The sequence below is a fragment of the Pseudomonas sp. 1 genome (assembly GCF_056626735.1).
Map to the genome: position 1 here is coordinate 229,101 of NZ_JBWXMQ010000011.1, position 24,881 is coordinate 253,981.

General features: G+C 58.5%; 27 protein-coding genes and 1 tRNA gene. 18 read left to right on the plus strand and 10 right to left on the minus strand.

What is annotated here, in order from left to right; genetic code table 11:
- Window positions 1-8 precede the first annotated feature (8 nt).
- Entirely contained in the window at window positions 9-221 is a 213-nt protein-coding gene (locus tag AC1MDC_RS18355) for a hypothetical protein (protein ID WP_085701226.1), read from the minus strand.
- Between the two features lie 128 nt (window positions 222-349).
- On the opposite strand from AC1MDC_RS18355, the gene AC1MDC_RS18360 reads away from it, so the two are divergent.
- The gene (locus tag AC1MDC_RS18360; RefSeq protein ID WP_480393455.1) at window positions 350-655 is read left to right on the plus strand and encodes a hypothetical protein; all 306 of its coding nucleotides are present in this window, start codon (window positions 350-352) and stop codon (window positions 653-655) included.
- A gap of 167 nt (window positions 656-822) precedes the next feature.
- Window positions 823-1,140, plus strand: coding sequence for an I78 family peptidase inhibitor (locus AC1MDC_RS18365; protein WP_085701225.1), 318 nt, complete (start codon window positions 823-825; stop codon window positions 1,138-1,140).
- Between the two features lie 72 nt (window positions 1,141-1,212).
- Here the strand turns inward: AC1MDC_RS18365 and AC1MDC_RS18370 are convergent, their stop codons facing one another.
- Together AC1MDC_RS18370 and AC1MDC_RS18375 are read right to left on the minus strand one after the other, a co-directional pair.
- The gene (locus AC1MDC_RS18370) at window positions 1,213-1,425 is read right to left on the minus strand and encodes a cold-shock protein (RefSeq protein WP_017904083.1); all 213 of its coding nucleotides are present in this window, start codon (window positions 1,423-1,425) and stop codon (window positions 1,213-1,215) included.
- Between the two features lie 290 nt (window positions 1,426-1,715).
- Window positions 1,716-2,018 carry a hypothetical protein gene (locus AC1MDC_RS18375; protein ID WP_085701224.1) on the minus strand — a complete coding sequence of 101 codons (303 nt, stop codon included), beginning with the start codon at window positions 2,016-2,018 and terminating at the stop codon, window positions 1,716-1,718.
- Between the two features lie 371 nt (window positions 2,019-2,389).
- Here AC1MDC_RS18375 and thrS point away from each other — a divergent pair, with 371 nt between their 5' ends.
- The 9 genes from thrS to AC1MDC_RS18420 all read left to right on the plus strand — a co-directional run bounded on the left by thrS (window position 2,390) and on the right by AC1MDC_RS18420 (window position 9,845).
- Window positions 2,390-4,312 (plus strand): threonine--tRNA ligase, encoded by a 1,923-nt coding sequence (thrS, locus tag AC1MDC_RS18380; RefSeq protein ID WP_007956031.1) that lies wholly within the window; start codon window positions 2,390-2,392, stop codon window positions 4,310-4,312.
- Window positions 4,312-4,863: a translation initiation factor IF-3 gene (gene infC / locus AC1MDC_RS18385; RefSeq protein WP_170929631.1), complete on the plus strand. Its 552-nt coding sequence runs from the start codon at window positions 4,312-4,314 to the stop codon at window positions 4,861-4,863. Before thrS ends, infC begins: the two co-directional genes overlap by 1 nt.
- A 60-nt stretch (window positions 4,864-4,923) precedes the next feature.
- Window positions 4,924-5,118, plus strand: coding sequence for a 50S ribosomal protein L35 (rpmI, locus tag AC1MDC_RS18390; protein WP_002553160.1), 195 nt, complete (start codon window positions 4,924-4,926; stop codon window positions 5,116-5,118).
- Between the two features lie 30 nt (window positions 5,119-5,148).
- Window positions 5,149-5,505 (plus strand): 50S ribosomal protein L20, encoded by a 357-nt coding sequence (gene rplT / locus AC1MDC_RS18395; RefSeq protein WP_002553161.1) that lies wholly within the window; start codon window positions 5,149-5,151, stop codon window positions 5,503-5,505.
- A gap of 109 nt (window positions 5,506-5,614) precedes the next feature.
- Window positions 5,615-6,631 carry a phenylalanine--tRNA ligase subunit alpha gene (pheS, locus tag AC1MDC_RS18400; protein WP_011333387.1) on the plus strand — a complete coding sequence of 339 codons (1,017 nt, stop codon included), beginning with the start codon at window positions 5,615-5,617 and terminating at the stop codon, window positions 6,629-6,631.
- Between the two features lie 26 nt (window positions 6,632-6,657).
- Complete coding sequence (pheT, locus tag AC1MDC_RS18405) at window positions 6,658-9,036, plus strand: phenylalanine--tRNA ligase subunit beta (protein ID WP_085705366.1); 2,379 nt, start codon at window positions 6,658-6,660, stop codon at window positions 9,034-9,036.
- Between the two features lie 3 nt (window positions 9,037-9,039).
- Window positions 9,040-9,342 carry an integration host factor subunit alpha gene (ihfA, locus tag AC1MDC_RS18410; protein WP_002553164.1) on the plus strand — a complete coding sequence of 101 codons (303 nt, stop codon included), beginning with the start codon at window positions 9,040-9,042 and terminating at the stop codon, window positions 9,340-9,342.
- Window positions 9,323-9,679, plus strand: coding sequence for a MerR family transcriptional regulator (locus AC1MDC_RS18415; protein WP_003179985.1), 357 nt, complete (start codon window positions 9,323-9,325; stop codon window positions 9,677-9,679). Before ihfA ends, AC1MDC_RS18415 begins: the two co-directional genes overlap by 20 nt.
- A gap of 89 nt (window positions 9,680-9,768) precedes the next feature.
- Window positions 9,769-9,845, plus strand: a tRNA-Pro gene (locus tag AC1MDC_RS18420).
- A 347-nt stretch (window positions 9,846-10,192) separates the two neighbouring features.
- Here the strand turns inward: AC1MDC_RS18420 and AC1MDC_RS18425 are convergent.
- Window positions 10,193-10,450 (minus strand): hypothetical protein, encoded by a 258-nt coding sequence (locus tag AC1MDC_RS18425; protein WP_085701222.1) that lies wholly within the window; start codon window positions 10,448-10,450, stop codon window positions 10,193-10,195.
- A gap of 341 nt (window positions 10,451-10,791) precedes the next feature.
- Window positions 10,792-12,393: an RNA repair transcriptional activator RtcR gene (gene rtcR, locus AC1MDC_RS18430; RefSeq protein ID WP_480393456.1), complete on the minus strand. Its 1,602-nt coding sequence runs from the start codon at window positions 12,391-12,393 to the stop codon at window positions 10,792-10,794.
- A 206-nt stretch (window positions 12,394-12,599) separates the two neighbouring features.
- Between rtcR and AC1MDC_RS18435 the strand changes: the two genes are divergently transcribed.
- From AC1MDC_RS18435 to AC1MDC_RS18455, 5 genes are all read left to right on the plus strand, one after another.
- Window positions 12,600-14,147: an RNA-binding protein gene (locus tag AC1MDC_RS18435; protein WP_480393457.1), complete on the plus strand. Its 1,548-nt coding sequence runs from the start codon at window positions 12,600-12,602 to the stop codon at window positions 14,145-14,147.
- Between the two features lie 238 nt (window positions 14,148-14,385).
- Window positions 14,386-15,612: an RtcB family protein gene (locus tag AC1MDC_RS18440; RefSeq protein ID WP_480393458.1), complete on the plus strand. Its 1,227-nt coding sequence runs from the start codon at window positions 14,386-14,388 to the stop codon at window positions 15,610-15,612.
- Window positions 15,613-15,651: 39 nt separating this feature from the next.
- The gene (locus AC1MDC_RS18445; RefSeq protein WP_480393459.1) at window positions 15,652-16,440 is read left to right on the plus strand and encodes a nucleotidyltransferase domain-containing protein; all 789 of its coding nucleotides are present in this window, start codon (window positions 15,652-15,654) and stop codon (window positions 16,438-16,440) included.
- Between the two features lie 8 nt (window positions 16,441-16,448).
- Window positions 16,449-17,480, plus strand: coding sequence for an RNA 3'-terminal phosphate cyclase (gene rtcA / locus AC1MDC_RS18450; RefSeq protein ID WP_480393460.1), 1,032 nt, complete (start codon window positions 16,449-16,451; stop codon window positions 17,478-17,480).
- A gap of 74 nt (window positions 17,481-17,554) precedes the next feature.
- Window positions 17,555-17,884 carry a hypothetical protein gene (locus tag AC1MDC_RS18455; RefSeq protein WP_480393461.1) on the plus strand — a complete coding sequence of 110 codons (330 nt, stop codon included), beginning with the start codon at window positions 17,555-17,557 and terminating at the stop codon, window positions 17,882-17,884.
- A 57-nt stretch (window positions 17,885-17,941) separates the two neighbouring features.
- Here the strand turns inward: AC1MDC_RS18455 and AC1MDC_RS18460 are convergent, their stop codons facing one another.
- The 4 genes from AC1MDC_RS18460 to AC1MDC_RS18475 all read right to left on the minus strand — a co-directional run bounded on the left by AC1MDC_RS18460 (window position 17,942) and on the right by AC1MDC_RS18475 (window position 21,854).
- The gene (locus AC1MDC_RS18460) at window positions 17,942-18,355 is read right to left on the minus strand and encodes a VOC family protein (RefSeq protein WP_085701217.1); all 414 of its coding nucleotides are present in this window, start codon (window positions 18,353-18,355) and stop codon (window positions 17,942-17,944) included.
- A gap of 158 nt (window positions 18,356-18,513) precedes the next feature.
- Window positions 18,514-19,458: an alpha/beta hydrolase gene (locus tag AC1MDC_RS18465; RefSeq protein WP_085701216.1), complete on the minus strand. Its 945-nt coding sequence runs from the start codon at window positions 19,456-19,458 to the stop codon at window positions 18,514-18,516.
- Window positions 19,459-19,570: 112 nt separating this feature from the next.
- Window positions 19,571-20,569 carry an NAD(P)H-quinone oxidoreductase gene (locus tag AC1MDC_RS18470; RefSeq protein WP_480393462.1) on the minus strand — a complete coding sequence of 333 codons (999 nt, stop codon included), beginning with the start codon at window positions 20,567-20,569 and terminating at the stop codon, window positions 19,571-19,573.
- A gap of 64 nt (window positions 20,570-20,633) precedes the next feature.
- Entirely contained in the window at window positions 20,634-21,854 is a 1,221-nt protein-coding gene (locus AC1MDC_RS18475) for a YbfB/YjiJ family MFS transporter (protein ID WP_480393463.1), read from the minus strand.
- A gap of 112 nt (window positions 21,855-21,966) precedes the next feature.
- Here AC1MDC_RS18475 and AC1MDC_RS18480 point away from each other — a divergent pair, with 112 nt between their 5' ends.
- Complete coding sequence (locus AC1MDC_RS18480) at window positions 21,967-22,842, plus strand: LysR family transcriptional regulator (RefSeq protein ID WP_227235106.1); 876 nt, start codon at window positions 21,967-21,969, stop codon at window positions 22,840-22,842.
- A 106-nt stretch (window positions 22,843-22,948) separates the two neighbouring features.
- Here the strand turns inward: AC1MDC_RS18480 and AC1MDC_RS18485 are convergent, their stop codons facing one another.
- Complete coding sequence (locus tag AC1MDC_RS18485; protein ID WP_085701212.1) at window positions 22,949-23,671, minus strand: pirin family protein; 723 nt, start codon at window positions 23,669-23,671, stop codon at window positions 22,949-22,951.
- Between the two features lie 210 nt (window positions 23,672-23,881).
- Between AC1MDC_RS18485 and AC1MDC_RS18490 the strand changes: the two genes are divergently transcribed.
- Window positions 23,882-24,832, plus strand: a complete 951-nt coding sequence (locus AC1MDC_RS18490) for a GlxA family transcriptional regulator (RefSeq protein ID WP_085701211.1) — start codon at window positions 23,882-23,884, stop codon at window positions 24,830-24,832.
- Window positions 24,833-24,881: the final 49 nt, after the last annotated feature.

Here is a 24,881-nt window from a genome sequence, read left to right on the forward strand (position 1 = left end):
GCGGGCTTTTACTCCCTCTCGGTACCCGATGTCCCTTTGAAGGCATCGGGATACTTCTCGAACAGCTGGGCAATGAAGGATTGCGCGCCCTGTGTTCCCAACGTCTTCACCAGCAAGTCGATGCTGATCAATGCCAATTCCTCCGGGCTGCCCGGACTGTAAGAGCTATGCCCTTGTGGCCAGGTGGCCTTTATGTCGGCGGTGATGCTTACGGTGGTCATGGCGGGGCTCGGTCACGGGATCGGAGTTTTGAGTTAACCACTTTGCCGAGTGTTTGGCACTGCGACTTAGGCATGAGCGCAGGGCTATGCGACACTTGGTCATTTCCGCAAAAAACAAGGATTGCGCTGTGCAGATCGATTTGAACAGCCCCGACGGCCTGACCCTTGATGCTGTGCGTCGCATGCTGGCGTCGGCCAGTGATGACGAGCACACCCAGCTGCGCGTGACCAAGGGCGGCATCGCTTATATCTCTTCGGGCGTCACTGGCGGCCAGGAGATCGATGGCCTGCTGTTTCGTCTGGAGACCTGGGCAAAAGGCTCGGGATACGTGGGAAATGTCGCGGCCAGCGACGAAGTCTGGGTCATGCAGATTTTCAATGCGCTCAAGGACAACTGGCCGAACCCGCCCTATGACTACATTGATGTCTATTGAACGTCATTAATATTCAGTGACGTTTTACGGGGTGATGCTTCAGGTGATGCTCAGGCACACTCGGCGTTTTTCCGATCGTAGGGCAGGGTGATAGCACTCACCGTGAAACCAAACGCTGTATTGGCGGTCGCACGATCTCTGCTCAAAATTGAAATAAGGAGGCTTCAATGCCTTGCAAGTTCGCGTCACTGGGTGCACTGATGGTCGTTGCTCTTTTGGCTGGTTGCTCTACAACCTCCAGCGAGTCGCAGAAGGATCCCGTGGCGACTGAGGCTGGCCATGGTCGTTGTGAGGCATCTGCTGCGGAGTTCGCTCTCGGCAAGAAAGCTTCGCCGGAGCTGTTGGAGCAGGCACGCAAAAAGGCCGGTGCGCAGAACGCCCGGTTCCTCAAGCCCAATGACATGATTACTCTGGAGTACCGATCCGATCGCCTCAACCTGAATACCGATCAGAACCTGGTGGTCACACGCGTCAATTGTGGCTGAGCCTTTCGGGCTTTTGTTTCACCCATAAAAAACCCCGTCACATGGACGGGGTTTTTTTAGTGCGCCGGGAAATTACTCTGGGCGAACTTGTGCAGCTTGCATACCCTTTTGGCCTTTCTCAGCCACGAAGGAAACGGTTTGGCCTTCTTTCAGGCTTTTGAAACCGTCAGCTTCGATAGCTTTGAAGTGTACGAACAGGTCGTCACCGCCACCTTGAGGAGTGATGAAGCCGAAGCCTTTTTCATCGTTGAACCATTTAACGGTGCCGGTTTGGCGATTAGACATGGTGTATCTCCAAGAAACATATATTTTCAGTAGTACTGTGCTGCTCAGGCCAACTGGGCACACCGGGGTATCATAGTCGAAATGTTCGCTTTGGTAGCCCCCCGGACGTGCTGTTTGCCAATCGGTCTTGTTTTCTTGTCTGCCTGTTTCGGCTGGAGGCCCCGGTTTAAAAGGCCTCGAGCGAAAAATAAAGACAATAAAAAAACCTGTAAAACCTGCATAAATCGTACGAAAAAGCCTGAATCAGATGCTTTTCAGCGGTGCCGGAGGCATTGAAAAGGCCTGTTTCATCATTTTTTTGCCGGGACGTTGGCCTTGCATTTGGCAATTTGTCCCAGGGCTTTCTGCTGCAATTCCTGACTGGCCTTATTGTCCATCAGCGCCTGAATATCGCTGGCAGGGTAGGACTTGATGGCATCGGCGCCGCATGCACAGTGGGATTTCGCGGCAGCAGCACCGATTTGCGGAGTCGCGGCCTGGGTGCACTGAGCCATGTATTTCTCACGCTCGCCCTTGGGCCAGTCGGCGTGGGCGCTCAACGGCAGCAGCAAAACGAGAGGGGCGACTGCGGCAAGCAGGGTGTTAAGACGCATGCGGGGATGCTCCTTGTGGGTCAATGTCTTGTTATCTGAGGGCCTGAAGGCCGATCAAGTTCAGCACTCTCGCATAAAACAGACGATTTGCCTCCCGGTAAAAACCAGAGTGCATCGGTGACCGTTCATCTGTGCTAGCATGCCTCGCTCGGGCGTTCGCAGGCTCCGGATGACCTTCAGTCCCGGTGGCGGCAATGTACGAATTTCTGATTTGAATCCCAGTCACTCTGGTTCGGTTTTCCGGTTGGCCGCAAGGCTCCTGCCGCTGTAAGGCAGGCGTTCGTCATTGAATGGCCTGGATCGGATCTTGTACTGGCTCATCCCAACCCACGTGACCTTTGGTAGGGGTCACCACTAGGAGAGGAGGCGCCATGCCAACTATTACTCTTCCCGACGGCAGTCAACGTTCATTCGATCACCCGGTTTCCGTAGCCGAGGTCGCCGCATCCATTGGCGCAGGTCTGGCCAAAGCCACCGTGGCCGGCAAGGTCAATGGCAAGCTGGTCGACGCCTGCGACATCATCGACAGCGACGCGACGCTGCAAATCATCACGCCAAAGGATGAAGAGGGGCTGGAGATCATTCGCCACTCTTGTGCCCACCTGGTCGGCCACGCGGTCAAGCAACTGTACCCGACTGCAAAAATGGTCATCGGGCCGGTTATCGACGAAGGCTTCTATTACGATATCGCCTTCGAGCGTCCTTTTACTCCGGACGACATGGCGGCCATCGAACAGCGCATGCAACAGCTGATCGATACAGAATATGACGTCATCAAGAAAGTCACTCCGCGTGCCGAAGTGATCGAAGTGTTCAAGGCCCGTGGCGAAGACTACAAGCTGCGTCTGGTCGAAGACATGCCGAACGAGCAGGCGATGGGCTTGTACTATCACGAAGAATACGTCGACATGTGCCGCGGTCCGCACGTGCCGAACACCCGCTTCCTGAAGTCCTTCAAATTGACCAAGCTGTCCGGGGCCTATTGGCGCGGTGATGCCAAGAACGAGCAATTGCAGCGCGTTTATGGCACCGCTTGGGCAGACAAGAAGCAGCTGGCAGCTTACATCCAGCGTATCGAAGAAGCTGAAAAGCGCGATCACCGCAAGATCGGCAAGCGCCTGGGCCTGTTCCACACCCAGGAAGAAGCGCCGGGCATGGTGTTCTGGCACCCGAATGGCTGGACGCTGTACCAGGTGCTTGAGCAGTACATGCGCAAAGTGCAGCGCGACAACGGCTATCTCGAGATCAAGACGCCGCAAGTCGTCGACCGCAGCCTGTGGGAAAAGTCCGGGCACTGGGCCAACTACGCCGACAACATGTTCACCACTGAGTCGGAAAGCCGCGACTACGCGATCAAGCCGATGAACTGCCCATGCCATGTGCAGGTGTTCAACCAAGGCCTGAAGAGCTACCGCGAGCTGCCGATGCGACTGGCCGAGTTCGGTGCCTGCCACCGTAACGAGCCATCGGGTGCCCTGCATGGCATCATGCGTGTCCGTGCATTCACCCAGGATGATGCCCACATCTTCTGCACCGAAGAGCAGATGCAGGCTGAATCCGCTGCGTTTATCAAACTGACCATGGATGTTTATCGCGACTTCGGCTTTACCGATGTCGAGATGAAGCTGTCTACTCGCCCGGAAAAACGCGTCGGTTCCGACGAGCTGTGGGATCGCGCCGAGGCGGCCCTGGCTGCAGCGCTTGATAGCGCCGGCCTGCCATACGATCTGCAACCGGGTGAGGGGGCGTTTTATGGTCCGAAAATCGAATTCTCGCTGAAAGATTGCCTCGGTCGTGTGTGGCAGTGTGGTACCTTGCAGCTCGATTTCAACCTGCCTGTGCGCCTGGGAGCCGAATACGTCTCCGAAGACAACAGCCGCAAGCATCCAGTGATGTTGCACCGTGCGATCCTCGGTTCGTTCGAGCGTTTCGTCGGGATTCTGATCGAGCACTATGAAGGTGCATTCCCTGCGTGGCTCGCGCCAACCCAGGCGGTGATCATGAATATCACTGATAAACAGGCAGATTTCGTCGCTCAGGTCGAAAAAACTCTCAACGAAAGCGGGTTTCGTGCCAAGTCCGACTTGAGAAATGAAAAGATCGGCTTTAAAATCCGCGAGCATACTTTGCTCAAGGTTCCATATCTCTTGGTTATTGGGGATAAGGAAGTCGAGATGCAGACTGTCGCTGTGCGTACTCGTGAAGGTGCTGACCTGGGCTCGATGCCCGTCGCCCAGTTCGCTGAGTTTCTCGCGCAAGCGGTTTCCCGGCGTGGTCGCCCAGATTCGGAGTAATTATTATTAAGCGTGAAATGAGACAAGATAAACGAACTGCACCGAAAGCCCCGATCAACGAGAATATCTCGGCACGCGAGGTTCGGTTAATTGGCGCTGATGGCGAGCAGATTGGCATCGTCTCGATTGATGAAGCGCTTCGTATTGCTGAAGAAGCAAAGCTTGATCTGGTAGAAATCTCTGCCGACGCAGTCCCACCGGTTTGCCGTGTGATGGACTACGGCAAATCGATCTTCGAAAAGAAGAAGCAGATTGCTGCGGCGAAGAAAAACCAGAAGCAGATTCAGGTAAAAGAAATCAAGTTTCGTCCAGGGACGGAGGAAGGGGATTACCAGGTAAAACTGCGCAACCTGGTACGTTTCCTGAGTGACGGGGACAGGGCCAAGGTATCCTTGCGATTCCGCGGCCGTGAGATGGCCCACCAGGAGCTGGGGATGGAGCTTCTCAAGCGGGTTGAACAAGACCTGCTCGAGTACGGTTCGGTCGAACAGCATCCTAAGATGGAAGGACGCCAGCTGATCATGGTCATCGCCCCGAAAAAGAAGAAGTAATCAACAGGGCACGGCAGGCCTTCTGATTATGTTTATCAACTGAATGCGGAGTATCCGAACATGCCAAAGATGAAAACCAAAAGTGGTGCTGCTAAGCGGTTTCTGAAAACTGCTAACGGTATCAAGCACAAGCACGCTTTCAAGAGCCACATCCTGACCAAAATGTCGACCAAGCGTAAGCGTCAACTGCGCGGTAGCAGCTTGCTGCATCCGTCTGACGTGGCAAAAGTCGAGCGCATGCTGCGCCTTCGTTAATTTTTGGATCAAGAATAGAGGAAGTAACTCATGGCTCGTGTAAAGCGTGGCGTCATTGCCCGTAAACGTCACAAAAAAATTCTGAAACTTGCTAAAGGCTACTACGGCGCGCGCTCCCGCGTATTCCGTGTTGCCAAGCAAGCGGTAATCAAGGCAGGCCAATACGCCTACCGTGACCGTCGTCAGAAAAAACGTCAGTTCCGCGCTCTGTGGATCGCTCGTATCAACGCTGGTGCTCGTGTTAACGGTCTGTCCTACAGCCGTTTCATCGCTGGCCTGAAAAAAGCGTCCATCGAGATCGACCGTAAGGTTCTGGCTGATCTGGCAGTGAACGAAAAAGCGGCGTTTGCTGCGATTGTCGAGAAAGCTAAAGCCACCTTGGCTTAAGTACCCCCGACAGTCACCCGGTCTCACCTCTGTGGGATCAGGTGTTAAACGTCATAAATAGGGGAAGAGCCTTCAAGCTCTTCCCCTATTTTGTATCTGGAGTCTGTACATGGAAAACCTGGATGCGCTGGTCTCTCAAGCACTAGAGGCTGTGCAAAGCGCTGAAGATATCAATGCCCTGGAGCAAATCCGGGTTCAATACCTTGGCAAAAAGGGTGAATTGACTCAGGTGATGAAGACCCTGGGGAATTTGCCGGCAGAAGAGCGTCCGCAGGTCGGCGCGCTGATCAACGTTGCCAAGGAACGTGTCACAGGCGTTCTCAATGCGCGCATGGCTCTGTTTGAGGAAGCCGAACTGGCTGCCAAGCTGTCTGCCGAATCCATTGACGTGACCCTGCCGGGCCGCGGTCAGACCTCCGGTGGTCTGCATCCGGTAACCCGGACTCTGGAACGTATCGAACAGTTCTTCACCCATATCGGCTACGGCATTGCTGAAGGCCCTGAGGTCGAAGACGACTATCACAACTTCGAGGCGCTCAACATCCCAGGTCATCACCCGGCCCGGTCGATGCACGACACCTTCTATTTCAATGCGAACATGTTGCTGCGCACCCATACCTCGCCGGTACAGGTCCGCACCATGGAATCGAAAAAGCCGCCGATCCGCATCGTCTGCCCAGGCCGTGTATATCGCAGTGACTCCGATATCACCCACTCGCCGATGTTCCATCAGGTCGAAGGCCTGCTGGTTGATCGCGACATCAACTTCGCCGACCTGAAAGGCACCATCGAAGAGTTCCTGCGGGTGTTCTTCGAAAAGGAACTGGCCGTACGTTTCCGTCCCTCGTACTTCCCGTTCACCGAGCCATCCGCCGAAGTCGACATGGAATGCGTGATGTGCAGCGGTAAAGGCTGCCGCGTCTGCAAGCAGACCGGCTGGCTGGAAGTAATGGGCTGCGGCATGGTTCACCCGAACGTGCTGCGCATGTCCGGGATCGACCCGGAAGAATTCTCGGGCTTTGCCTTCGGCATGGGCGTCGAGCGACTGGCCATGCTGCGTTACGGCGTGAACGACTTGCGTCTGTTCTTCGACAACGACTTGCGGTTCCTCGCGCAATTTCGCTAGTCGTAACGAATTCTTAGGAGAGCAGGATGAAATTCAGTGAACAATGGCTGCGTGGCTGGGTCAGCCCGCAGGTAGATCGCGACGCGCTGGTTGCACGTCTGTCGATGGCCGGTCTTGAGGTCGATAGCGTTACGCCGGCCGCCGGTGTTTTCAGTGGCGTGGTGGTGGGCGAGGTGCTCAGCACCGAGCAGCATCCCGATGCCGACAAACTGCGCGTTTGCCAGGTCAGCAATGGTGCGGAAACTTTCCAGGTCGTGTGCGGTGCGCCAAACGTGCGTCCGGGCCTGAAGATTCCGTTCGCGATGATCGGTGCCGAGCTGCCGGGCGACTTCAAGATCAAGAAGGCCAAGCTGCGCGGCGTCGAGTCCAACGGCATGCTGTGCTCGCAATCCGAGCTGCAGGTCGGTGAAGGCAATGATGGTCTGATGGAACTGCCGGCCGATGCGCCGGTGGGCGAAGATTTCCGTGTTTATCTGGACCTGGAAGACGCCAGCATCGAAGTCGACCTGACTCCGAACCGTGGCGACTGCCTGTCCCTGGCCGGTCTGGCCCGTGAAGTCGGAGCGCTGTACGACGCTCCGGTCACTCGCCCGGTGGTGATGACCGTTCCGGCGGTGCACGACGAAGTGCGTTCGGTAGAGGTCCTGGCACCTGCTGCCTGCCCGCGTTATCTGGGCCGGGTCATCCGTAACGTTGACCTTTCCAAGCCTACGCCGCTGTGGATGGTTGAACGCCTGCGTCGCGCGGAAGTCCGCAGCATCGACGCAGCCGTCGACATCACCAACTACGTGATGCTCGAGCTGGGTCAGCCGCTGCACGCGTTCGATCTCGCCGAAATCAATGGCGGCATCCGGGTACGCATGGCGGAAGAGGGCGAGAAGCTCGTGCTGCTTGACGGTCAGGAAGTCAGCTTGCGTAGCGATACGCTGGTGATCGCCGACCACACTCGCGCTCTGGCCATTGCCGGCGTGATGGGTGGCGAGCACAGTGGTGTGTCCGCGACCACTCGTGACGTATTCCTTGAAAGTGCGTTCTTCGATCAGATCGCTGTGGCGGGCAAGGCTCGGTCCTACGGTCTGCACACTGACGCTTCGCACCGCTACGAGCGCGGGGTGGACTGGCAACTGGCCCGTGAAGCCATGGAGCGCGCCACTGGTTTGCTGCTGGAAATCACTGGTGGCGAAGCTGGCCCGATCATCGAAACCGTCAGCGAGCAGCATCTGCCGTCGATCGCGGCCATTACTCTGCGTGCTCAGCGCATCACCCAGATGCTGGGCATGGAAATGGATTCCGCCGAAGTCGAGCGTCTGCTCAATGCTTTGGGTTTGAAGGTTTGCGCCGACGGAGCTGGGCAATGGCGCGTGGAAGTGCCAAGCCATCGCTTCGATATCAGCCTGGAAGTCGATCTGATCGAAGAGCTGGCGCGTCTGTACGGTTATAACCGCCTGCCGGTTCGTTACCCGCAAGCTCGTCTGGCGCCACAAGCCAAGGCTGAAGCGCGTAGTGATCTGCCAGAGCTGCGTCGTCTGCTGGTAGCTCGTGGCTATCAGGAAGCAATCACTTATAGCTTCATCGATCCGAAGCAATTCGAGCTGTTCAACCCGGGCGTCGAGCCGCTGCTGTTGGCGAACCCGATCTCCAATGACATGGCTGCCATGCGTTCGTCGCTGTGGCCGGGGCTGGTCAAGGCGTTGCAACACAACCTCAACCGTCAGCAGGATCGTGTCCGCCTGTTCGAGAGCGGTCTGCGCTTTGTCGGTCAGCTGGAAGGTCTGAAGCAAGAGCCGATGATCGCCGGTGTGGTGTGCGGCAGCCGTCTGCCGGAAGGCTGGGCGCAAGGTCGCGAGACCGTGGATTTCTTCGACGTCAAGGCTGACGTAGAAGCGGTGCTGGGTTTTGCCGGTGCGCTGGATCAGTTCACTTTCGTACCGGGCAAACACCCTGCGCTGCATCCGGGTCAGACCGCGCGCATCGAGCGGGAAGGGCGTGAAGTCGGTTTTATCGGCGCGATTCACCCTGAGCTTTCGAAATCCCTGGGTCTCGACCGTCCGGTCTTCGTCTTCGAGCTGGTTCTGGCCGAAGTCGCTCTGGGGAAAATGCCGAAATTCCACGAGTTGTCGCGCTTTCCTGAAGTGCGTCGTGACCTGGCACTGATTGCGCACAAAGACGTTGCAGCCTCGGCTGTACTGGACGTAATCCGTGAAAATGCAGGCGAATGGCTGACAGACCTCAGGCTATTTGACGTGTATCAGGGTAAAGGCATTGATCCTGATAGAAAAAGCCTCGCAGTCGGCTTGACCTGGCAGCATCCATCGCGCACTCTTAATGACGATGAGGTGAATTCGACGACGCAAAATATCCTCACCTCGCTCGAACAAAGGTTGAACGCCACGTTAAGGAAGTGACGTATGGGGGCTTTGACGAAAGCAGAGATGGCGGAACGTCTGTATGAAGAGCTGGGCCTGAACAAGCGGGAAGCCAAGGAATTGGTTGAACTGTTTTTCGAGGAAATCAGGCACGCTCTTGAAGACAACGAGCAGGTCAAACTGTCGGGTTTCGGCAATTTCGACCTTCGGGACAAACGCCAGCGGCCTGGCCGCAACCCGAAAACGGGGGAAGAAATCCCGATCACGGCTCGCCGTGTGGTCACCTTTCGTCCAGGGCAGAAGTTGAAGGCCCGAGTTGAGGCTTATGCTGGAACCAAGTCATAACGACGAACTACCCGTCATCCCGGGCAAACGCTACTTCACCATAGGTGAAGTCAGCGAGCTGTGTGCGGTAAAACCACACGTGCTGCGCTACTGGGAGCAGGAGTTTCCTCAGCTCAACCCCGTCAAACGCCGCGGAAACCGCCGGTATTATCAGCGCCAGGACGTGCTGATGATCCGGCAGATCCGCGCGCTCCTTTACGATCAGGGGTTCACCATCGGCGGCGCGCGCCTGCGTCTGTCCGGCGATGAAGCCAAAGACGACACCACCCAATACAAGCAAATGATTCGCCAGATGATCGCCGAGCTCGAAGATGTGCTGGTGGTTCTCAAGAAATAATTTCCTGCTTTTAAATACTTCCAGTTTTCAAAAGCTTGCGATATATTCTTGAGCGTTCTTCGAGATGAAGAACGAGTTTCAAACCTAGTCGGGGCGTAGCGCAGTCCGGTAGCGCACTAGCATGGGGTGCTAGGGGTCGAGTGTTCGAATCACTCCGTCCCGACCATAATTCCTGAGTAACATCAGACACTTAAGCCGATCATCTGGATCGGCTTTTTTGTGCCTGCGCAAAACCCTCGCAAAATTACCCGGTAATTTCGCTGATATTCAGGTCCGAAGCTGCGTCCGACCAGACGATTTTCGCACGGTCCTTCTGTTAGTTTTTGGTCGTGCTCTCACTGGCATGGCCTGCGATTTTCTGCCCATCCTTTCCGACTTTCTGATACAGGTTGCAGCGGCAATCCTCGTACATCATAGAAGCCCTGCATTTCCTCTTCTTTCCATCCCTTGTAACAACCAGCCGCCCCTCGAGCCTTTTTATGCCTGCAAAAACTTATGAGGCGGCTAACTCGCTCAGGGCTTCTTTTCTTTCATCCCATCCTTTGAGCCGCTGGACGTTTGCGCATCCTTCTCGGTTTCATGGGCCTCTGCACCGGAGTTCGAGCCCGAGGCCTCTTCACCCTTTTTGTCGGCCTTTTCTTCCTTGGACTCGGTGCCTCCCTGGTTGACCCCGGGAATGCCGGTTGGCGGGACGCTGCTTCCCGCCATTGCGAGGGAGGCATTGGCGGATAAAAGACTTCCAAGCATGAGGGCTGCAATGGTTCGGTTCATCGTCGGGCTTCCGCGTCAGGTTGATAGACGTTGGAAGTTCTGACCCGGGGTAAAGTGCCGGTCAACTGACGGGCGGAACTCGTAGCTATTCGTTCACGGATGCCCGCTATAGATATGGTTCAGTAAGAACAGCTCGATGACCGCCACGAAGACGCAGGTCACTACAAATCCGCGGGTGAAGACTCTGCGAGGCTTTTGGCCGGACGTCTGGAAGCTATTCAGAGCCGATAGCAGGTTTGAAAAAAACTCCAGTAAGTCCATCCGTGTTTGTCCTTTGTTCGGTGCCGGTATCGCGGTGCGGCGCAGTTTATCTCATCGATCCAATTGGCTACGGTCATGTTTCACTGCTCGCGCAACTGGTTCCAGTCAATGCCGAACCGCCCGAGGTACTTCCTCAATCGGTCGGCATCATTGGGCTGCGCTTTGGCCTGTCGCGACACGCCGAACAGTCGTCTGCCGGCATCCGACAGGCTGTCTGCCTGGCGGCAAACTTCCAGCACCGCCTTCAATTGCAATCGATCGAACAGGTCCAGTGTCTCGGCATTGCCCGGCAGTTCATCAGTCACGCCTGTCGGTTGCGCCAGCCCCCACGCGTACCGCAGTCGATCAATTTCCTCCTCGACCTGCGCTTCATCGATTCGCCCGCTGTCGGCCAGTGTCGCCATGCGCGTGATCGAGGCCGAAAGCTCGCGGAAGTTACCCAGCCACGCAGCTTCCCGTGAGCTGGCAAACCCCAGGTAGCGCCGTCGGGCTTCAAGGTTAAAGCGCACCATTTGGCCGTGTTCGCGCGCGTGGCGTTCAAGCTCGAAATCGATGTTGGGTTCGATGTCTTCGCGGCGGCCCGCCAAGCCTGGCAGGTCGAACGTCCAGAGGTTGATCCGAGCGTAGAGATCTTCCCGGAACAGGCCTTCGGCGACACGACTGCGCAGGTCGCGGTGGGTGCCTGCGATGATCAGGAAGTCGCTGTCGACTTCCTTGTCCGAGCCCAGCGGGAAGAAGCGCTTCTCTTCGATGGCCTTGAGCAGCATCGCTTGTTCATCTGCCCCCAGTTCGCCGATCTCGTCGAGAAACAACATGCCGCCGTCAGCCGCTCGCAATAGGCCGTCGCGTGCGTTTTGTGCGCCGGTAAAGGCGCCTTTGACGTGGCCGAACAGCGCGGACATTGCACCGTCCCCACGCAGGGTGGCGCAGTTGACTTCAACGAAGCGTCCCTGCATTTGATGGCGACTGCGTTTGAGCTCGTAAATGCGTCGGGCGAGAAAAGACTTGCCGGCGCCGGTCGGACCGATCAGCAGCATCGGCGCCTTGGAGCGTACGGCCACGCGTTCGATCTGTTCGATGGAACGGTTGAACGCGGTGTTTCGGGTGGCGATGCCGGACTTGAGAAACTCCAGGCCTTCCAGGCGTCTGTGAGTGAAGCGAGAGGCAATCCGGTCGTAGCGCGACAGATCCAGGTCAATCAGGGCGTGTGTGCCGGTGGCCGGTTCTTCTTCGTTCTTGCGGCGGGCGGGGGAGGTCTGGATCAGGCGTGCCGGCAAGTAGCGCGCCTCGGTCAGCAAGAACCAGCAGATCTGCGCGACGTGGGTTCCTGTGGTGATGTGCACCAGATAGTCCTCTCGCTCGGTATCGAAAGTGTATTCGGAGGTGAAGTCATGGAGCGCGCCGTAGACCTCTTCGAAATCCCAGGGATTACGCAACGGCATCGGGTGCAGGCGCACTTCTGTGCCGGGCGACACCTGATGGATGTCCTCGCGAATGCGTTCGGCCAGGCTCGTGTCCCGGGCGTCTGTGCCGTGTATCAGTTCCAGTCGATGGATCAATACATCCGGTTGCTGGCACAGGCCCACGCTAGGCCGCCAATGGTTCCAGCGGTTGGCGCCTTTGCCTACGCGATCAAGGGTGGCGCCGATGAAGCCGATGGCGACGGTGCGCTTGCCCGACATTGATGATCCTTAAAGATAAACGACGATACCCAATGATAATGTTTAAGCGTGTCATTTGTCGTGATGAGAGTTCATGGGTAATTGCGACTAAAATAAAGTCTTTAAAAATCAAATAGATAAGAATAATTTTCGAACTTTTTCAAAAGCTGGCACAGCGACTGCAATACCTGTCTCAACGAACAGGACAACATAGCGAGACGCCACGAATGGCCAATTTCAACCTCTTCAATACGCAATCTAAAAGCCTGCCGGCGTGCGACGCCTTGAATGCTTCCGGTGCCGCGGCTTATGCCTACACACCCAAGCATCAACTGGCTCAGCTGGCTGTCACCGGTTGCCTGAATTCGACCTTTTACGCATCTGCTCAAAGTCAGTTGGATCAGGTGTTGAAGCTGGTTGCGGAGCTGGACAGCCGCTTCGTGGCAAATGCCGCTCTTTATGCTCGCCAGAAAGGACACATGAAAGACATGCCGGCATTGTTGCTGGCAGCGCTGACGGCTCAGCGTTCGGCTCTGGTGCCGGAGGTGTTCGAGAAGGTCGTGGACAGCGGCAAAATGCTGCGCAATTTCGTACAAATCCTGCGCAGTGGCGCCACCGGTCGCCGCTCCCTGGGTTCTCAGCCCAAGCGTCTGGTGCAGAACTGGCTGAACAGCGCGACCGAACGCCAGCTCTTGCAGGCATCGATCGGCAATCAGCCTTCGCTGGCGGATGTGGTGAAGATGGTTCACCCAAAACCGTCCGAGGCCTGGCGCGAAGCGTTTTTTGCCTGGGTGATCGGCAAACCGGTGGATGCACAGGCGTTGCCCGGATTGACTCGCGATCTGCTGGCATTTCGCAGCGGAGCGAGTGATCAAGTGCCTGAAGTGCCTTTTCAATTGCTCGGTAACGAAACGTTGAGCAAGGAACAATGGGCAGAGCAGGCGCGAAACATGGGCTGGCAGGGGCTGCGGATCAACCTCAATACGCTTGCGCGCCATGGTGCTTTTGAAGTGCCGGGTTGCACCGAAACCGTGGCCGCACGGTTGGCGGATCCCGAAGCAGTGGTCAGGGCACGGGTGTATCCGTACCAGTTGCTGGCAGCGTACCGGATGGTCGGCGATGACGTGCCGGCGCTGATTCGCGAGGCTTTGCAGGATGCGCTGGAGCTCTCATTGACCAATGTGCCGAAGCTGCAAGGTGCGGTGGTGGTTTGCCCGGATGTTTCCGGCTCCATGGGCAGCCCGCTGACGGGTTACCGTCAGGGTGCGACCACGGCGGTGCGCTGCATCGATGTGGCGGCATTGATTACGGCGGCGGTGTTGCGTAAACAACCGACGGCACGGGTGATGCCATTCGAATGGAAGGTGGTGGATATCACCCTCAACCCGCGCGACAGTGTGATCAGCAATGCCGAAAAGCTTGCAGGCATTTTCGGCGGCGGAACCTGCTGCTCGGCGCCGTTGAAGAAACTGGCGGACAGCAAGGCCAGGGTCGATACGTTGCTCATGGTGTCGGACAACGAATCCTGGATCGATGCGCGACGTCAGGGCGCCAGCGAGACGATGCTGCAATGGGAGCGAATAAAGCGGATCAACCCGCAGGCACGCCTGATTTGCATTGACCTGCAACCAGGTTGGGCGACACCGGTGGCGGATCGTGACGACATCCTGAATGTCGGCGGTTTCAGTGATGCGGTGTTTGATGTGATCGAGCAGTTCACTGCCGGCCGGTACGGACCGCAGCACTGGGTCGAAGCGATTGAATGCATGGGATGAGGCAATCAGCCACCCAATGAATTGATTTGTCACGGGCACTGAATGCCGGTGGGACTACATCCAAGACGTCTCACCAAACCCTTGTCAGTGCGCGTGACGGCACGAATGCCGATGGCTGTACATCTGAGGCCGGCTAATCCCGGTGCGCGGTAACGCGCAACAGTCACCAACCTTTGTCGTGCCACCTTTTTTGAATCTCCCGGCGAATACCGGTGGAACTACCTGAAGAATCGAGATGATGAAAGAACACACTTACCAACTGCTGGAAGTCGCCAACGGCAAACCGATCAAGCTCTGGACCGAGGGCGTCCCGGTGGAAAACGAGGCGCGCGAGCAGTTGATGAACACGGCGAAGATGCCCTTCATCTTCAAGCATCTGGCTGTCATGCCGGACGTCCATCTGGGCAAGGGCTCGACCATCGGCAGCGTGATTCCCACGGTCGGCGCGATCATCCCGGCAGCGGTCGGGGTGGACATCGGTTGCGGCATGATTGCCGCGCGCACCTCGCTGACCGCGGCCGATCTGCCGGACAACCTGCATGGCCTGCGCAGTGCCATCGAGCAAGCGGTGCCTCATGGCCGCAGTTCGACCCGATCGCGCCGTGACAAAGGCGCCTGGGACGAGATTCCGCAACAGGCGGATCAGGCCTGGGCGGCGCTGAGTCCACGGTTCAAGGCGATCACCGACAAGTACCCGAAACTGGCCAACACCAACAACCGCGGGCATCTCGGAACACTGGGCAGCGGTAACCACTTCATTGAAGTGTGCCTGGATGAAGCCAACCGGGTCTGGTTCATGTTGCACAGCGGCTCGCGCGGTGTCGGCAACGCCATCGGCAACCTGTTCATCCAGATGGCCCAGGCGGATATGCGCCAGCACATCGCCAACCTGCCGGATCGTGATCTGGCGTATTTCGAAGAAGGCAGCCGGCACTTCGATGATTACGTGGAAGCGGTGGGCTGGGCCCAGGATTTCGCCAAGCAGAACCGGGAGCTGATGATGCGAGCGGTGATTCAGGCCACGCGGCAGATCATCCGCAAGCCGTTCGAAGTCGCGCTGGAAGCGGTGAACTGCCACCACAACTACGTGCAGAAAGAGCGGCATTTCGGCGAGGACATTCTGGTCACCCGCAAAGGCGCGGTGTCAGCGAAGAAGGGCGAGTTGGGGATCATTCCCGGTTCGATGGGCGCCAAGAGTTTCATCGTGCGTGGTCTGGGCAACGAAGAATCGTTTTGCTCCTGCAGCCACGGTGCCGGTCGGACCATGAGCCGTACCAAGGCCAAAAACACCTTCACCGTCGAAGATCAGATCCGCGCCACCGCGCATGTTGAATGCCGTAAGGATGCTGCGGTGATTGATGAAATTCCGATGGCCTACAAGGACATCGACAAAGTCATGCACGCCCAGCGTGAGCTGGTTGAAGTGCTGCACACCCTGCGTCAGGTGGTGTGCGTCAAGGGATAACGCGTGCCGAAAGGCGCGCCGGAACAAGGATTGAAAGACATGAAATTCGAAGAACGACATCCGCTGTGCAACGCCATGCGCGCCCGGGTGCTGGAAGAACTGGCGCGCATAGAGCGTGAGCGCAATGTCACGGTGCTGTATGCCTGCGAATCAGGCAGCCGGGCCTGGGGTTTTGCCTCGCCGGACAGTGATTACGATGTGCGCTTCGTTTATGTAGAGAAACCGGAGTGGTTCGTCCAGGTCGATGCGCCAAGTGATGTCATCGAGCGGCCTTTGGATGACGAGCTGGATGTCAGTGGCTGGGAGCTGCGCAAGACCCTCGGGCTGTTGCGCAAATCCAACCCGACCTTGCTGGAGTGGCTCGACTCCCCGCTGGTTTATCGCAGCGAGACCGCAGCGGTTGCGCAACTGCGGGCGCTGGCCGAGGCGTTCTACAGCCCGCCAGCCGCGCGCAATCATTATCTGTCGATGGCGAAGAAGAACTTCCGTGGTTATCTGCAGGGTGAAAGCGTGCGGTTCAAGAAGTATTTCTACGTACTGCGGCCGCTGCTGGCGGTGCGCTGGATCGATCAGGGGCGTGGTCGGCCGCCGATGACGTTCAGCGATCTGCTGAGTACCGTCGATGATCGTGCATTGCTCGATGAAGTCGACGAACTGCTCGCGCTCAAACGCAATGCCGACGAGAGCGCTTACGGTCCTCGTCGTCCGGCGTTGCATGCGTTCATCGAGGCGGAACTCGAGCGTGCGGTGCCGGCATTGCCAAGAACCCGGGAAGATTCGCGGCAGCTCGATCGATACCTGCGGGAAACCGTTGGTTTGTACGCATAAGGAAAAAAATGAAACAGGACGTTATTGAACTGGACGGCGCCATCGGTGGTGGCCAGGTGTTGCGCAGTGCGCTGAGTCTGTCGATGGTGACGGGCCAGGCGTTTCGCATCGAGCGGATTCGGGCCAGACGCAGTCGTCCCGGACTGTTGCGCCAGCACCTGACCGCCGTGACGGCGGCGGCTCAAGTCTGTGGTGCAAAGATCCAGGGGGCTGAGCTGGGCTCGCAGACATTGAGCTTCGAGCCGGGGCCGATTCGCGGTGGCGATTTTCGCTTTGCCATTGGAACCGCCGGCAGTTGCACATTGGTGTTGCAGACCTTGCTGCCCGCTTTATTGCTTGCGCCGCAAGCCAGCCGCGTGCGGATCAGCGGCGGCACGCATAATCCGCTGGCGCCACCGACCGACTTTCTCAGCCGCAGCTGGTTACCGCTGCTGCGACGGATGGGCGCGGAGGTTGAACTGACGTTGCTGCGCCACGGGTTCGTACCGGCGGGTGGCGGTGAAATCGACGTCAGGGTGCAACCATCGAAGTTGTCAGCACTGCACCTGTGCGAGCGCGGCTTGCCGCTCTCGCAACAGGCGTGTGCGCTGACGGCGGGACTGGCGCCGAGTGTTGGTGTCCGCGAGCTCGAAAGGGTGGCCCAGCGATTGAACATGGCGTCAGCGGAGTTGAACGCGGTCATTCTTGATCCGGCCTGCGGACCGGGCAACGTGTTGCTGCTGGAATATGCGTTTGAACACGTCACCGAAGTTTTCAGCGCTTTCGGTCAAGCGTCTCTGCGTTCGGAGAAGGTGGCGGACGCCGTGATCGATCAGGCGGCCGATTGGTTGCACAGCGGTGCAGCGGTGGCAGAACATCTGGCGGACCAGTTGCTGTTGCCGATGGTGCTGGCTGGAGGTGGATCGCTTACCACGCCCAGGATGACCGAGCATTTGCACAGCAACATTTCGGTGATCGAGCGTTTTGTACCGATCGTCATCCAGTGCGAGGAAGAGGGCGCATCCCGGTTGAGGGTTGAAGTTCGCGCACGAGAGCAATAGGCGGCAAATTGCTGGCCCCCGAATGTTTCCGGTCCCGGCAAACTCGCCTTTTTTCAAAAGGTTAGGTGGGCTATATGCGGACGATTGTCATCACCGTAGCAACGCTTTCCCTCGCTCTGTTCGCGATGGAGGCCCAGGCCAGGGAACTGAGCAAGAGCCATCGTTTTGCGTGTACCTGGGGTTCGGACATCGCCGCCGGCGCACAACAGTCGAAGCTGTCCGGGATTTCCCTGTATGGCGCGCGCAAGCGCTTGCAGGCGCGCAAGTTTCAGCAACCCTGGATGCGCATGACCGCCATGGGCATCACCGAGCAGACCTACGACAGCGCGTCGCGGCTCAAGCCGGCGGCCGTCAAGCAGACCTATTACGAACAGTGCGTTCGGCACGAGTTGGCCCAACGTTGAACGAAAAAGCCCGACCTGAAGAGGTCGGGCTTTTTCATCTCCGGTGCAATGACAGCATCATTTGTCACTTTCGCAATTGACCATCCACGACACGCCAAAACGATCCACCAGCATGCCGAAGCGGGCGGCCCAGAAGGTGGCTTCCAGCGGCATGTCGATGCGACCGTCTCTGGCCAGCGCGTTAAACACTCGTTCGGCCTCGGCGATGCTGTCGACATTCAGCGAAATCGAGCATCCGCTCATGCCTTGGGTCGGGCGGTCGGGTGTGGTGTCCGAAGCCATGAGCATCTGGTCACCGACTTTCAGGCAGGTGTGGATGATCAGGTTGTGATGCTCTTTGGGCACATGTTCGGCGGCTGGGGTTTCGCCGAAGGTCATCATTGCTTCGAGCTTGCCTTGCAGGCATTGCTCGTAAAACGTGAAAGCTGCGCGGCAATCGCCGTTGAAGATCAGGTACGGGTTGATTTTCATGGTAGTGCTCCCGAATAGGCAGTGGAACGCTGCGCGGCCGGGTGTGCCGAAACAGCATCATGGATTGACTCCATCCAGCAAAGCGTTGGAACGCCGGTTTGCCAGCCGATGCTGCAAGAATTTCCTGTCGGGGCGACCGATGGTCTGCGCAGAGGGCGTCAGGAGTCGCGCGGGTTCTTCTGCACCGCTGCGCCCGCCACCCGGGCGACAGGTCGGGTTTGCATCAGCGCATCGATCGCTTTGCGATAGTTCTGACCGCCCAGCGCCATGCTGTTGTTGTGCGTTGCGCCGGGCACCAGCAGCAGGTGTTTCGGCTGCCGGGCGGCGGCGAACAGTTGCTCGCTGAAACGTGACGGCACAAACGCATCGGCAAGACCGTGTACCACCAGCAACGGCATGTGGATCTCGGCGATCTTGTCGATGGAGTCGAACTTCTGCGACAGCAACCAACGGACTGGAAGGGAGGTGTTGGCTACGGCTGCCGCTACATCCGCCAATGAAGTGAAGGTGGATTCGATGACCAGTCCGCGCACCGGCAATGGGGTGTGATTTCTGGCGGCATCGCGGCCGAGTTCGGCAGCCAGGTCGACGGCGACCGCGCCCCCCAGCGAGTGGCCGTAGATCAGGCGTTTGTTCGGATCAGGTTGCAACAGTTGGAAGCGTTCCCAGGCCACACGAGCATCTTCGTAAACCGTGCTTTCCGACGGCAGATCACCACGGCTTTGGCCGAAGCCGCGATAGTCGATGGCCAATACCGAATAACCCGCCGCGCGCAGTTGCTCGATACGGAACAGTTGCCCGGTCAGATTCCAGCGTACGCCGTGCAGATAAAGGATGGCCGGCGCATCGGCACGTTCCGCCGGCCACCACCAGGCGTGAATGTTTTGCCCGGCCTTGAAGCTTTTCGGTTGCAGGTCGAGTTCCTGCACGCTGCCGGGCAATCCGTGATACCAGCCGGCGGTGCCCGGTTCAATGCGAAACAAGAGTTTGCGTTCGGTGTGTTCCAGCACGGCACAACTCGCCGGCACGCCGATGATCAGGGCAGCCATGCAGGCGAACGCCAGACGGCGGCGTCGAAGTCGGGTCATGAAGGCAAGGAACATTAAACGTTTCACCACGGCGTGGACAAAGAACGCTTTTTACCAGATGCCTTGACCGGCGCGTGACATTTTCGACCGCCGCACGCCTGCAACGATTACAAAATGCTGCAACGACTCAGTTGACCTTCAGCACGATCTTGCCGATGTGGTCGCCCGCTTCCATGCGCGCATGGGCTTTGGCCGCTTCGGCGAGCGGGAAGATCTGGTCGATGATCGGCAGGCAGCGTCCGGCGGCCAACACCGGCCAGACGTGTTCGCGCAATTGATCGGCGATGGCTGCCTTTTCCGCAGAGGTCCGGGCACGCAGGAGGGAACCGGTGACTACCGCACGCTTGCCGAGGATCGCCAGCAGATCGATGTCATTGGCTCGCGCGCCACCGAGGAAACCGAGCATCACCAACCGCCCATCCATCCCCAAGGCGCTGATGTTCCCGTTGAGGTACGAGCCGCCCATGATGTCGAGGATCACATTAACGCCCTGGCCGGCGGTTTTCTCGGCGATAACAGTCGCGAAATCCTGTTCCCGGTAGTTGATGGCTTCGCCGCCCAGACTGCGGATCACTGCGCATTTGTCCGCGCTGCCGGCGGTGGCGAAGGCTTCGATGCCAAACTCGCGGCACAGCATCAGCGCGGTGGTGCCGATGCCGCTGGTGCCGCCATGGATCAGGGCGCGCTGACCACGGCTGGCGCCGCCGAGGCCGAACAGATTGGCCCACACCGTGAAAAAGGTTTCCGGAATTGCCGCTGCCTGAATCCAGTCCAGCCCATCGGGGATTGGCAGGGCCTGGCCGGCCGGGACTGTGCAGTACTCGGCATATCCTCCGCCGTTGGTCAGCGCGCAGACCCGGTCACCCACCGCAAATCTGCTGACACCGCTGCCAATCGCCATAACCTCTCCGGCCACTTCAAGGCCCGGAATCGGGTTCATGCCGGGTTTCATCGGGTACTTGCCGGCGCGTTGCAAAGCGTCCGGGCGATTGATGCCGGCGGCGTGCACGCGGATCAGTATTTCGCCTTCTGAAGCAATCGGCAGCGGCACGCGTCGGGATTGCAGAACCTCGGGCCCGCCCGGTTCGGTGATTTCGATGCGGGTCATTTCAGTGGGCAATGTCATTTTCAGTTCCTCTTGAAACAAGTGATCAGTAGATGGGAGCGCAGTCAGGGCCTAATGATTCCCGTCAATGGGCGCAGCGGCGTTGTTCGATCGAGGAGGGCAGCAGTTTCATGACGTGCTCAAGTATCAGTGCGATCACGATGGCACCGCCGGCAATCACGAAGAGCAGCACATGCTGTCCACCTGTGGCGTTGAACAGCGCCGAATAGGCGAAACCGGCCAGCGCCTGAAACGTGGCGAACGACACCGTGGCGCGGCTCCACGCCACCTGTTGGCGATGATGATCCGGTACCAGCTCATGCACCCGGGCCAACGCCAGCGGGACAATGCCCGGCGGAAACGAACCGAGCACAACCGCCAGCAGTGCCAGCGCCACGAACGAATGCGAAACGGCCAGCAAGCCAAGAGTGATCGCCTGTATCACAAGCACCAGACGAATGCCGGTCCGCGCACCGAGATGGTCGGCGAGAAAACCATAGCTCACCGGGCCGACGATGGCGCCCAGACCGTACATGACCCAGACCAGCGCGCCGACGTGCGCCCCGGCGCCCAGCCCACGGGCGACGTAATCCACCAGGAAAACCATGGCTGGCACCAGCCCGGCGGCCATGAACGCGTACTGGGCAAACAACAGATACACCGCAGGCGGTGTGGGTTCTGCCGGATCCACCTGAGCCGTTGTGGTAATTGCTTGGGGCAGCTCCGAAGGCCAGCCGAACCAGCTCAATGCCGTCAGTGCCAGCGACAGCGCGCCCAGTCCCAGCCATGTCGCTTGCAGGCCCAGACTCAACAGCAGGGGGACGATCGTGCCGGAGCCGGCGATGCCCAGACCGATGCCGAGGAAAATCGCACCACTGGCCAGGCCCTTGCGCGCGGCAGGTACATGGGGCAATACAGTCGCGGCCACCAGCACCATGATCGCGCCGCCCGCGATGCCGGACAGCAGGCGCCAGCCGAAATACCAGCTCACCGATACGGGGTATGCACAGGCAAAAAACGCCACGGTCACCGCCAGCATCATCAGGCGCAGAGCTGTTCTCTGGGTGACCCGGCGTGCCAGCGGGCGACCGAGGAGGGCGCCGATCAGGTAACCGACCAGGTTGGCCGCGCCGAGGTAAACCACATCATGGGCGGAAAACCATTGCGCCTGAATCAGCGAAGGGATCAGCGGTGTGTAGGCGAAACGCGCCAGTCCGATGCTGACCAGGCTGGCGCAGAGTCCGGCGAAGATCGCCAGCCAGACACTCGTGTCCGGGCGTTCGGGCGAAGCAGTTGAAGTGCGCATGATGGCGGTCCTGAGGAAAGGTTTATGGCGCCCAGCATATCGGCTATCTTTGCTGCGTTAATGCAGCGAGTTTGCGTTGTTATGATGCGTTTATGCATCAATGGGGAATGTTATGAACTGGGATGATGCAAGGGTCTTTCTTGCGGTCTGCCGCGAGTCGACATTACGCGGCGCTGCGCGCGTGCTGGGCGTGGATCAGGCGACGGTCGGGCGACGCATCACGGCGCTGGAAAAGTCGCTGGACGCGACCTTGTTTCTGCGCACCTCCGAGGGCTATGCGTTGACGGCAGTCGGTGAAGCCGCGCTCAAGTCAGTGGAAAAAATGGAGCATTCGGCGCTCGAGCTGGAGCGGCGTATCCAGGGCCTGGACGATCGCCTGACCGGCAGCGTTCGGGTCAGCACCACCGATTCGCTGGCCATCGATTTCCTGATCCCGGCCATTGCGCAGTTGCACGAACAGCATCCGGACGTGCGCGTGCAGCTGGACGCTTCCACGCAGATCCTCAGCCTGGCCAAACGGGAAGCGGACATCGCCGTGCGCAACACCCGCCCGGACAACCCGGACCTGATCGCCCGGCGCATCGCGCGTTGGCCGGTGGGGTTGTTCGCTTCGCAGGCCTATGTCGACCACCATGGCGTGCCGGCGCCGGGCAGTGCATTCGAGGGCCATGATCTGGTGGTGTACCAGCCGTATCTGCAAGGCAACAAGGACCTGACTTTGGTGAACGAGCCCGTGACTCGCGGGCGGATCGTCGCCGGTCTGAGTTCCAGCTTGCTGGTACGACGCTCGATTGCCGCCGGTCTGGGTGTAGGAGAAATACCGGTTTACATGGGCGAGCGCGATGGTCTGGTCAGACTGTGGCCGGAGCGCACGCGGCCGCTGCCTTATGAAGTGTGGCTGGTGACCCATGCGGATTTGCGCCATACCGCGCGGGTCAGGGCGGTGATCGAACACATTGTCGAAGCGTTCGTACTGGAGAATGAGTAGTTCATTGAGGTTGTGCAAGACGGCTACATCAGTTGGCGATCTTGCCTGCAGAATGAAAAACGGCCTTCAATGAAGGCCGTTTTTTTCGAGCGATGAAATCACCGAATCATGGCATTTCCGGCAGTTCCTGCGGGCGCAGATCAAACACCAGGACTTCGGCGTCCTGGCCATTGCTCAGGGTCAGTGCCTGCTCTTCACGAACCCGTACGCCGTCGCCTTCCTTCAACTGCAGGCCGTTGAGTTCAACGCTGCCGCGAGCGACGTGAACATAGGCGAAGCGGTTGGCAGGCAGCTTGAGGGTGGCACTTTCCTCGCCATCGAACAGCCCGGCATACACCCGTGCATCCTGGCGCACTTTCAGCGAGCCGTGGTTGCCTTCGGGCGAGATGATCAGTTGCAGACGACCGCGTTTTTTCTGCTCGCTGAAGTGCTCTTGCTGGTAACGCGGTTTCGCGCCGCTGACGTCCGGTACGATCCAGATCTGCAGGAAGTGCACAGGTTTGGTCGCCGAATGGTTGAACTCGCTGTGGGCCACGCCGCTGCCGGCGCTCATCAGTTGCACATCGCCGGGGCGAATCACCGAGCCGGTGCCGAGGGTGTCCTTGTGTTCCAGGGCGCCTTCGAGCACATAGGAGAAAATCTCCATGTCCCGGTGGGGGTGTTGGCCGAAGCCCTTGCCGGCGGCGACGCGGTCATCGTTGATCACCAGCAGGTCGGAGAAACCCTGTTCACGCGGGTCACGGTAGCTGGCGAAGGAAAAGGTGTGGAACGACTTCAACCAGCCATGATTGGCCAGACCGCGGTCGGAAGCTTTACGAAGGGTCAGCATGATGAAATCTCCTTTCAGGACGTTGATTCGTCCGAGTGAGGAGAAGGTTACTGGTAACCCTGGGATGCAATAAGTAGATGAAAATTGAAATACTGTCCCTTTAGAGTTGACAGTTGTGTGCACTGGATCACGTATTCTTTCCGACGGCTCCAGCGTATCCGGCCATAATGCGCAGACTTATGATTTTGCATGGATTTTGGTGATACCCCCATGAAGACCGTGGCAATGGTGCTGTTCCCGGAGTTTCTGCTGCTCGACATGGCCGGGCCGCTGGAGGTCTTTTCAGTTGCCAACCGTTACCTGAAACCGCAAGCCCACTATCATCTGACGACCCTGGGCACCGAGCACGGGCCGTTGCGTGCGTCCAATGGCGTCCTCGTGCACGCCGATCGGCACATCGACGAAGCCGATGAGCGTTATGACTTGTTGCTGGTGCCGGGCGGCCCCGGCGCCTACAACGAAAAACACCCGCCGTTGCTCGCCTGGCTGCAGGGCGCGGTCACGCGTGCCGGGCAATATGGCTCGATCTGTACCGGTGCCTTCGTGCTTGGACACGCCGGTTTGCTCGACGGCTACCGTGTAACCACCCACTGGAATTACACCGAACGCCTGATCAAGGGCTTTCCAATGGCAAACGTCGCAACTGACCAGATTTTTGTCGAGGATCGCAATCTGATCACGTCCGGGGGCGTCACGGCCGGCATCGATATGGCGTTGGCGGTGGTCGCTCGCGATCATGGCAAAAAGATTGCCCAGGACGTGGCCAAGGTGTTGCTGGTGGTGATGAAACGTCAGGGCGGACAAGCGCAGTTCAGCCCGTTGATGGCAGCAGTGGCGCCCCAGCAAACACCGATTACCCGGGTGCAGAACCATGTGCTGGAGCATCTGGAGGAAGCTTTCACTGTCGAGCGTATGGCAAGTCTTGCGAACATGAGTGCACGACACTTCGCTCGGGTGTTTGCCCGCGAGGTCAACATGACACCCATGGAATTCCTGCAAAGTGCGCGCATCGATTGCGCGCGCAACCTGCTGGAAACCAGCGATCTGCCGTTGAAGACCGTTGCCTATAAAAGCGGTTTCGGCAGCGTGCGGCACATGCGTTTCCTGTTCGGCGAAAAGCTCGGGCTGACCCCCACGCAATATCGCGAACAGTTCAGCTAGAGCGGTTCTGTCCGTTACGGGCATCCGGATGTCCGTGTTGGACCCCGCG

What these genes read in the sequence shown, in the direction of transcription:
- AC1MDC_RS18465 (WP_085701216.1), bottom strand. Translation starts at nt 19,458, where the DNA reads ATGTTCCTTGCCTTCATGACCCGACTTCGACGCCGCCGTCTGGCGTTC.
- AC1MDC_RS18425 (WP_085701222.1), bottom strand. Translation starts at nt 10,450, where the DNA reads ATGAACCGAACCATTGCAGCCCTCATGCTTGGAAGTCTTTTATCCGCC.
- AC1MDC_RS18455 (WP_480393461.1), top strand. Translation starts at nt 17,555, where the DNA reads ATGCGGACGATTGTCATCACCGTAGCAACGCTTTCCCTCGCTCTGTTC.
- AC1MDC_RS18475 (WP_480393463.1), bottom strand. Translation starts at nt 21,854, where the DNA reads ATGCGCACTTCAACTGCTTCGCCCGAACGCCCGGACACGAGTGTCTGG.
- rtcR (WP_480393456.1), bottom strand. Translation starts at nt 12,393, where the DNA reads ATGTCGGGCAAGCGCACCGTCGCCATCGGCTTCATCGGCGCCACCCTT.
- AC1MDC_RS18355 (WP_085701226.1), bottom strand. Translation starts at nt 221, where the DNA reads ATGACCACCGTAAGCATCACCGCCGACATAAAGGCCACCTGGCCACAA.
- pheS (WP_011333387.1), top strand. Translation starts at nt 5,615, where the DNA reads ATGGAAAACCTGGATGCGCTGGTCTCTCAAGCACTAGAGGCTGTGCAA.
- AC1MDC_RS18435 (WP_480393457.1), top strand. Translation starts at nt 12,600, where the DNA reads ATGGCCAATTTCAACCTCTTCAATACGCAATCTAAAAGCCTGCCGGCG.
- ihfA (WP_002553164.1), top strand. Translation starts at nt 9,040, where the DNA reads ATGGGGGCTTTGACGAAAGCAGAGATGGCGGAACGTCTGTATGAAGAG.
- AC1MDC_RS18375 (WP_085701224.1), bottom strand. Translation starts at nt 2,018, where the DNA reads ATGCGTCTTAACACCCTGCTTGCCGCAGTCGCCCCTCTCGTTTTGCTG.
- AC1MDC_RS18415 (WP_003179985.1), top strand. Translation starts at nt 9,323, where the DNA reads ATGCTGGAACCAAGTCATAACGACGAACTACCCGTCATCCCGGGCAAA.
- AC1MDC_RS18485 (WP_085701212.1), bottom strand. Translation starts at nt 23,671, where the DNA reads ATGCTGACCCTTCGTAAAGCTTCCGACCGCGGTCTGGCCAATCATGGC.
- AC1MDC_RS18470 (WP_480393462.1), bottom strand. Translation starts at nt 20,569, where the DNA reads ATGACATTGCCCACTGAAATGACCCGCATCGAAATCACCGAACCGGGC.
- AC1MDC_RS18480 (WP_227235106.1), top strand. Translation starts at nt 21,967, where the DNA reads ATGAACTGGGATGATGCAAGGGTCTTTCTTGCGGTCTGCCGCGAGTCG.
- AC1MDC_RS18490 (WP_085701211.1), top strand. Translation starts at nt 23,882, where the DNA reads ATGAAGACCGTGGCAATGGTGCTGTTCCCGGAGTTTCTGCTGCTCGAC.
- AC1MDC_RS18370 (WP_017904083.1), bottom strand. Translation starts at nt 1,425, where the DNA reads ATGTCTAATCGCCAAACCGGCACCGTTAAATGGTTCAACGATGAAAAA.
- AC1MDC_RS18365 (WP_085701225.1), top strand. Translation starts at nt 823, where the DNA reads ATGCCTTGCAAGTTCGCGTCACTGGGTGCACTGATGGTCGTTGCTCTT.
- rplT (WP_002553161.1), top strand. Translation starts at nt 5,149, where the DNA reads ATGGCTCGTGTAAAGCGTGGCGTCATTGCCCGTAAACGTCACAAAAAA.
- rtcA (WP_480393460.1), top strand. Translation starts at nt 16,449, where the DNA reads ATGAAACAGGACGTTATTGAACTGGACGGCGCCATCGGTGGTGGCCAG.
- AC1MDC_RS18440 (WP_480393458.1), top strand. Translation starts at nt 14,386, where the DNA reads ATGAAAGAACACACTTACCAACTGCTGGAAGTCGCCAACGGCAAACCG.
- AC1MDC_RS18445 (WP_480393459.1), top strand. Translation starts at nt 15,652, where the DNA reads ATGAAATTCGAAGAACGACATCCGCTGTGCAACGCCATGCGCGCCCGG.
- thrS (WP_007956031.1), top strand. Translation starts at nt 2,390, where the DNA reads ATGCCAACTATTACTCTTCCCGACGGCAGTCAACGTTCATTCGATCAC.
- pheT (WP_085705366.1), top strand. Translation starts at nt 6,658, where the DNA reads ATGAAATTCAGTGAACAATGGCTGCGTGGCTGGGTCAGCCCGCAGGTA.
- AC1MDC_RS18460 (WP_085701217.1), bottom strand. Translation starts at nt 18,355, where the DNA reads ATGAAAATCAACCCGTACCTGATCTTCAACGGCGATTGCCGCGCAGCT.
- rpmI (WP_002553160.1), top strand. Translation starts at nt 4,924, where the DNA reads ATGCCAAAGATGAAAACCAAAAGTGGTGCTGCTAAGCGGTTTCTGAAA.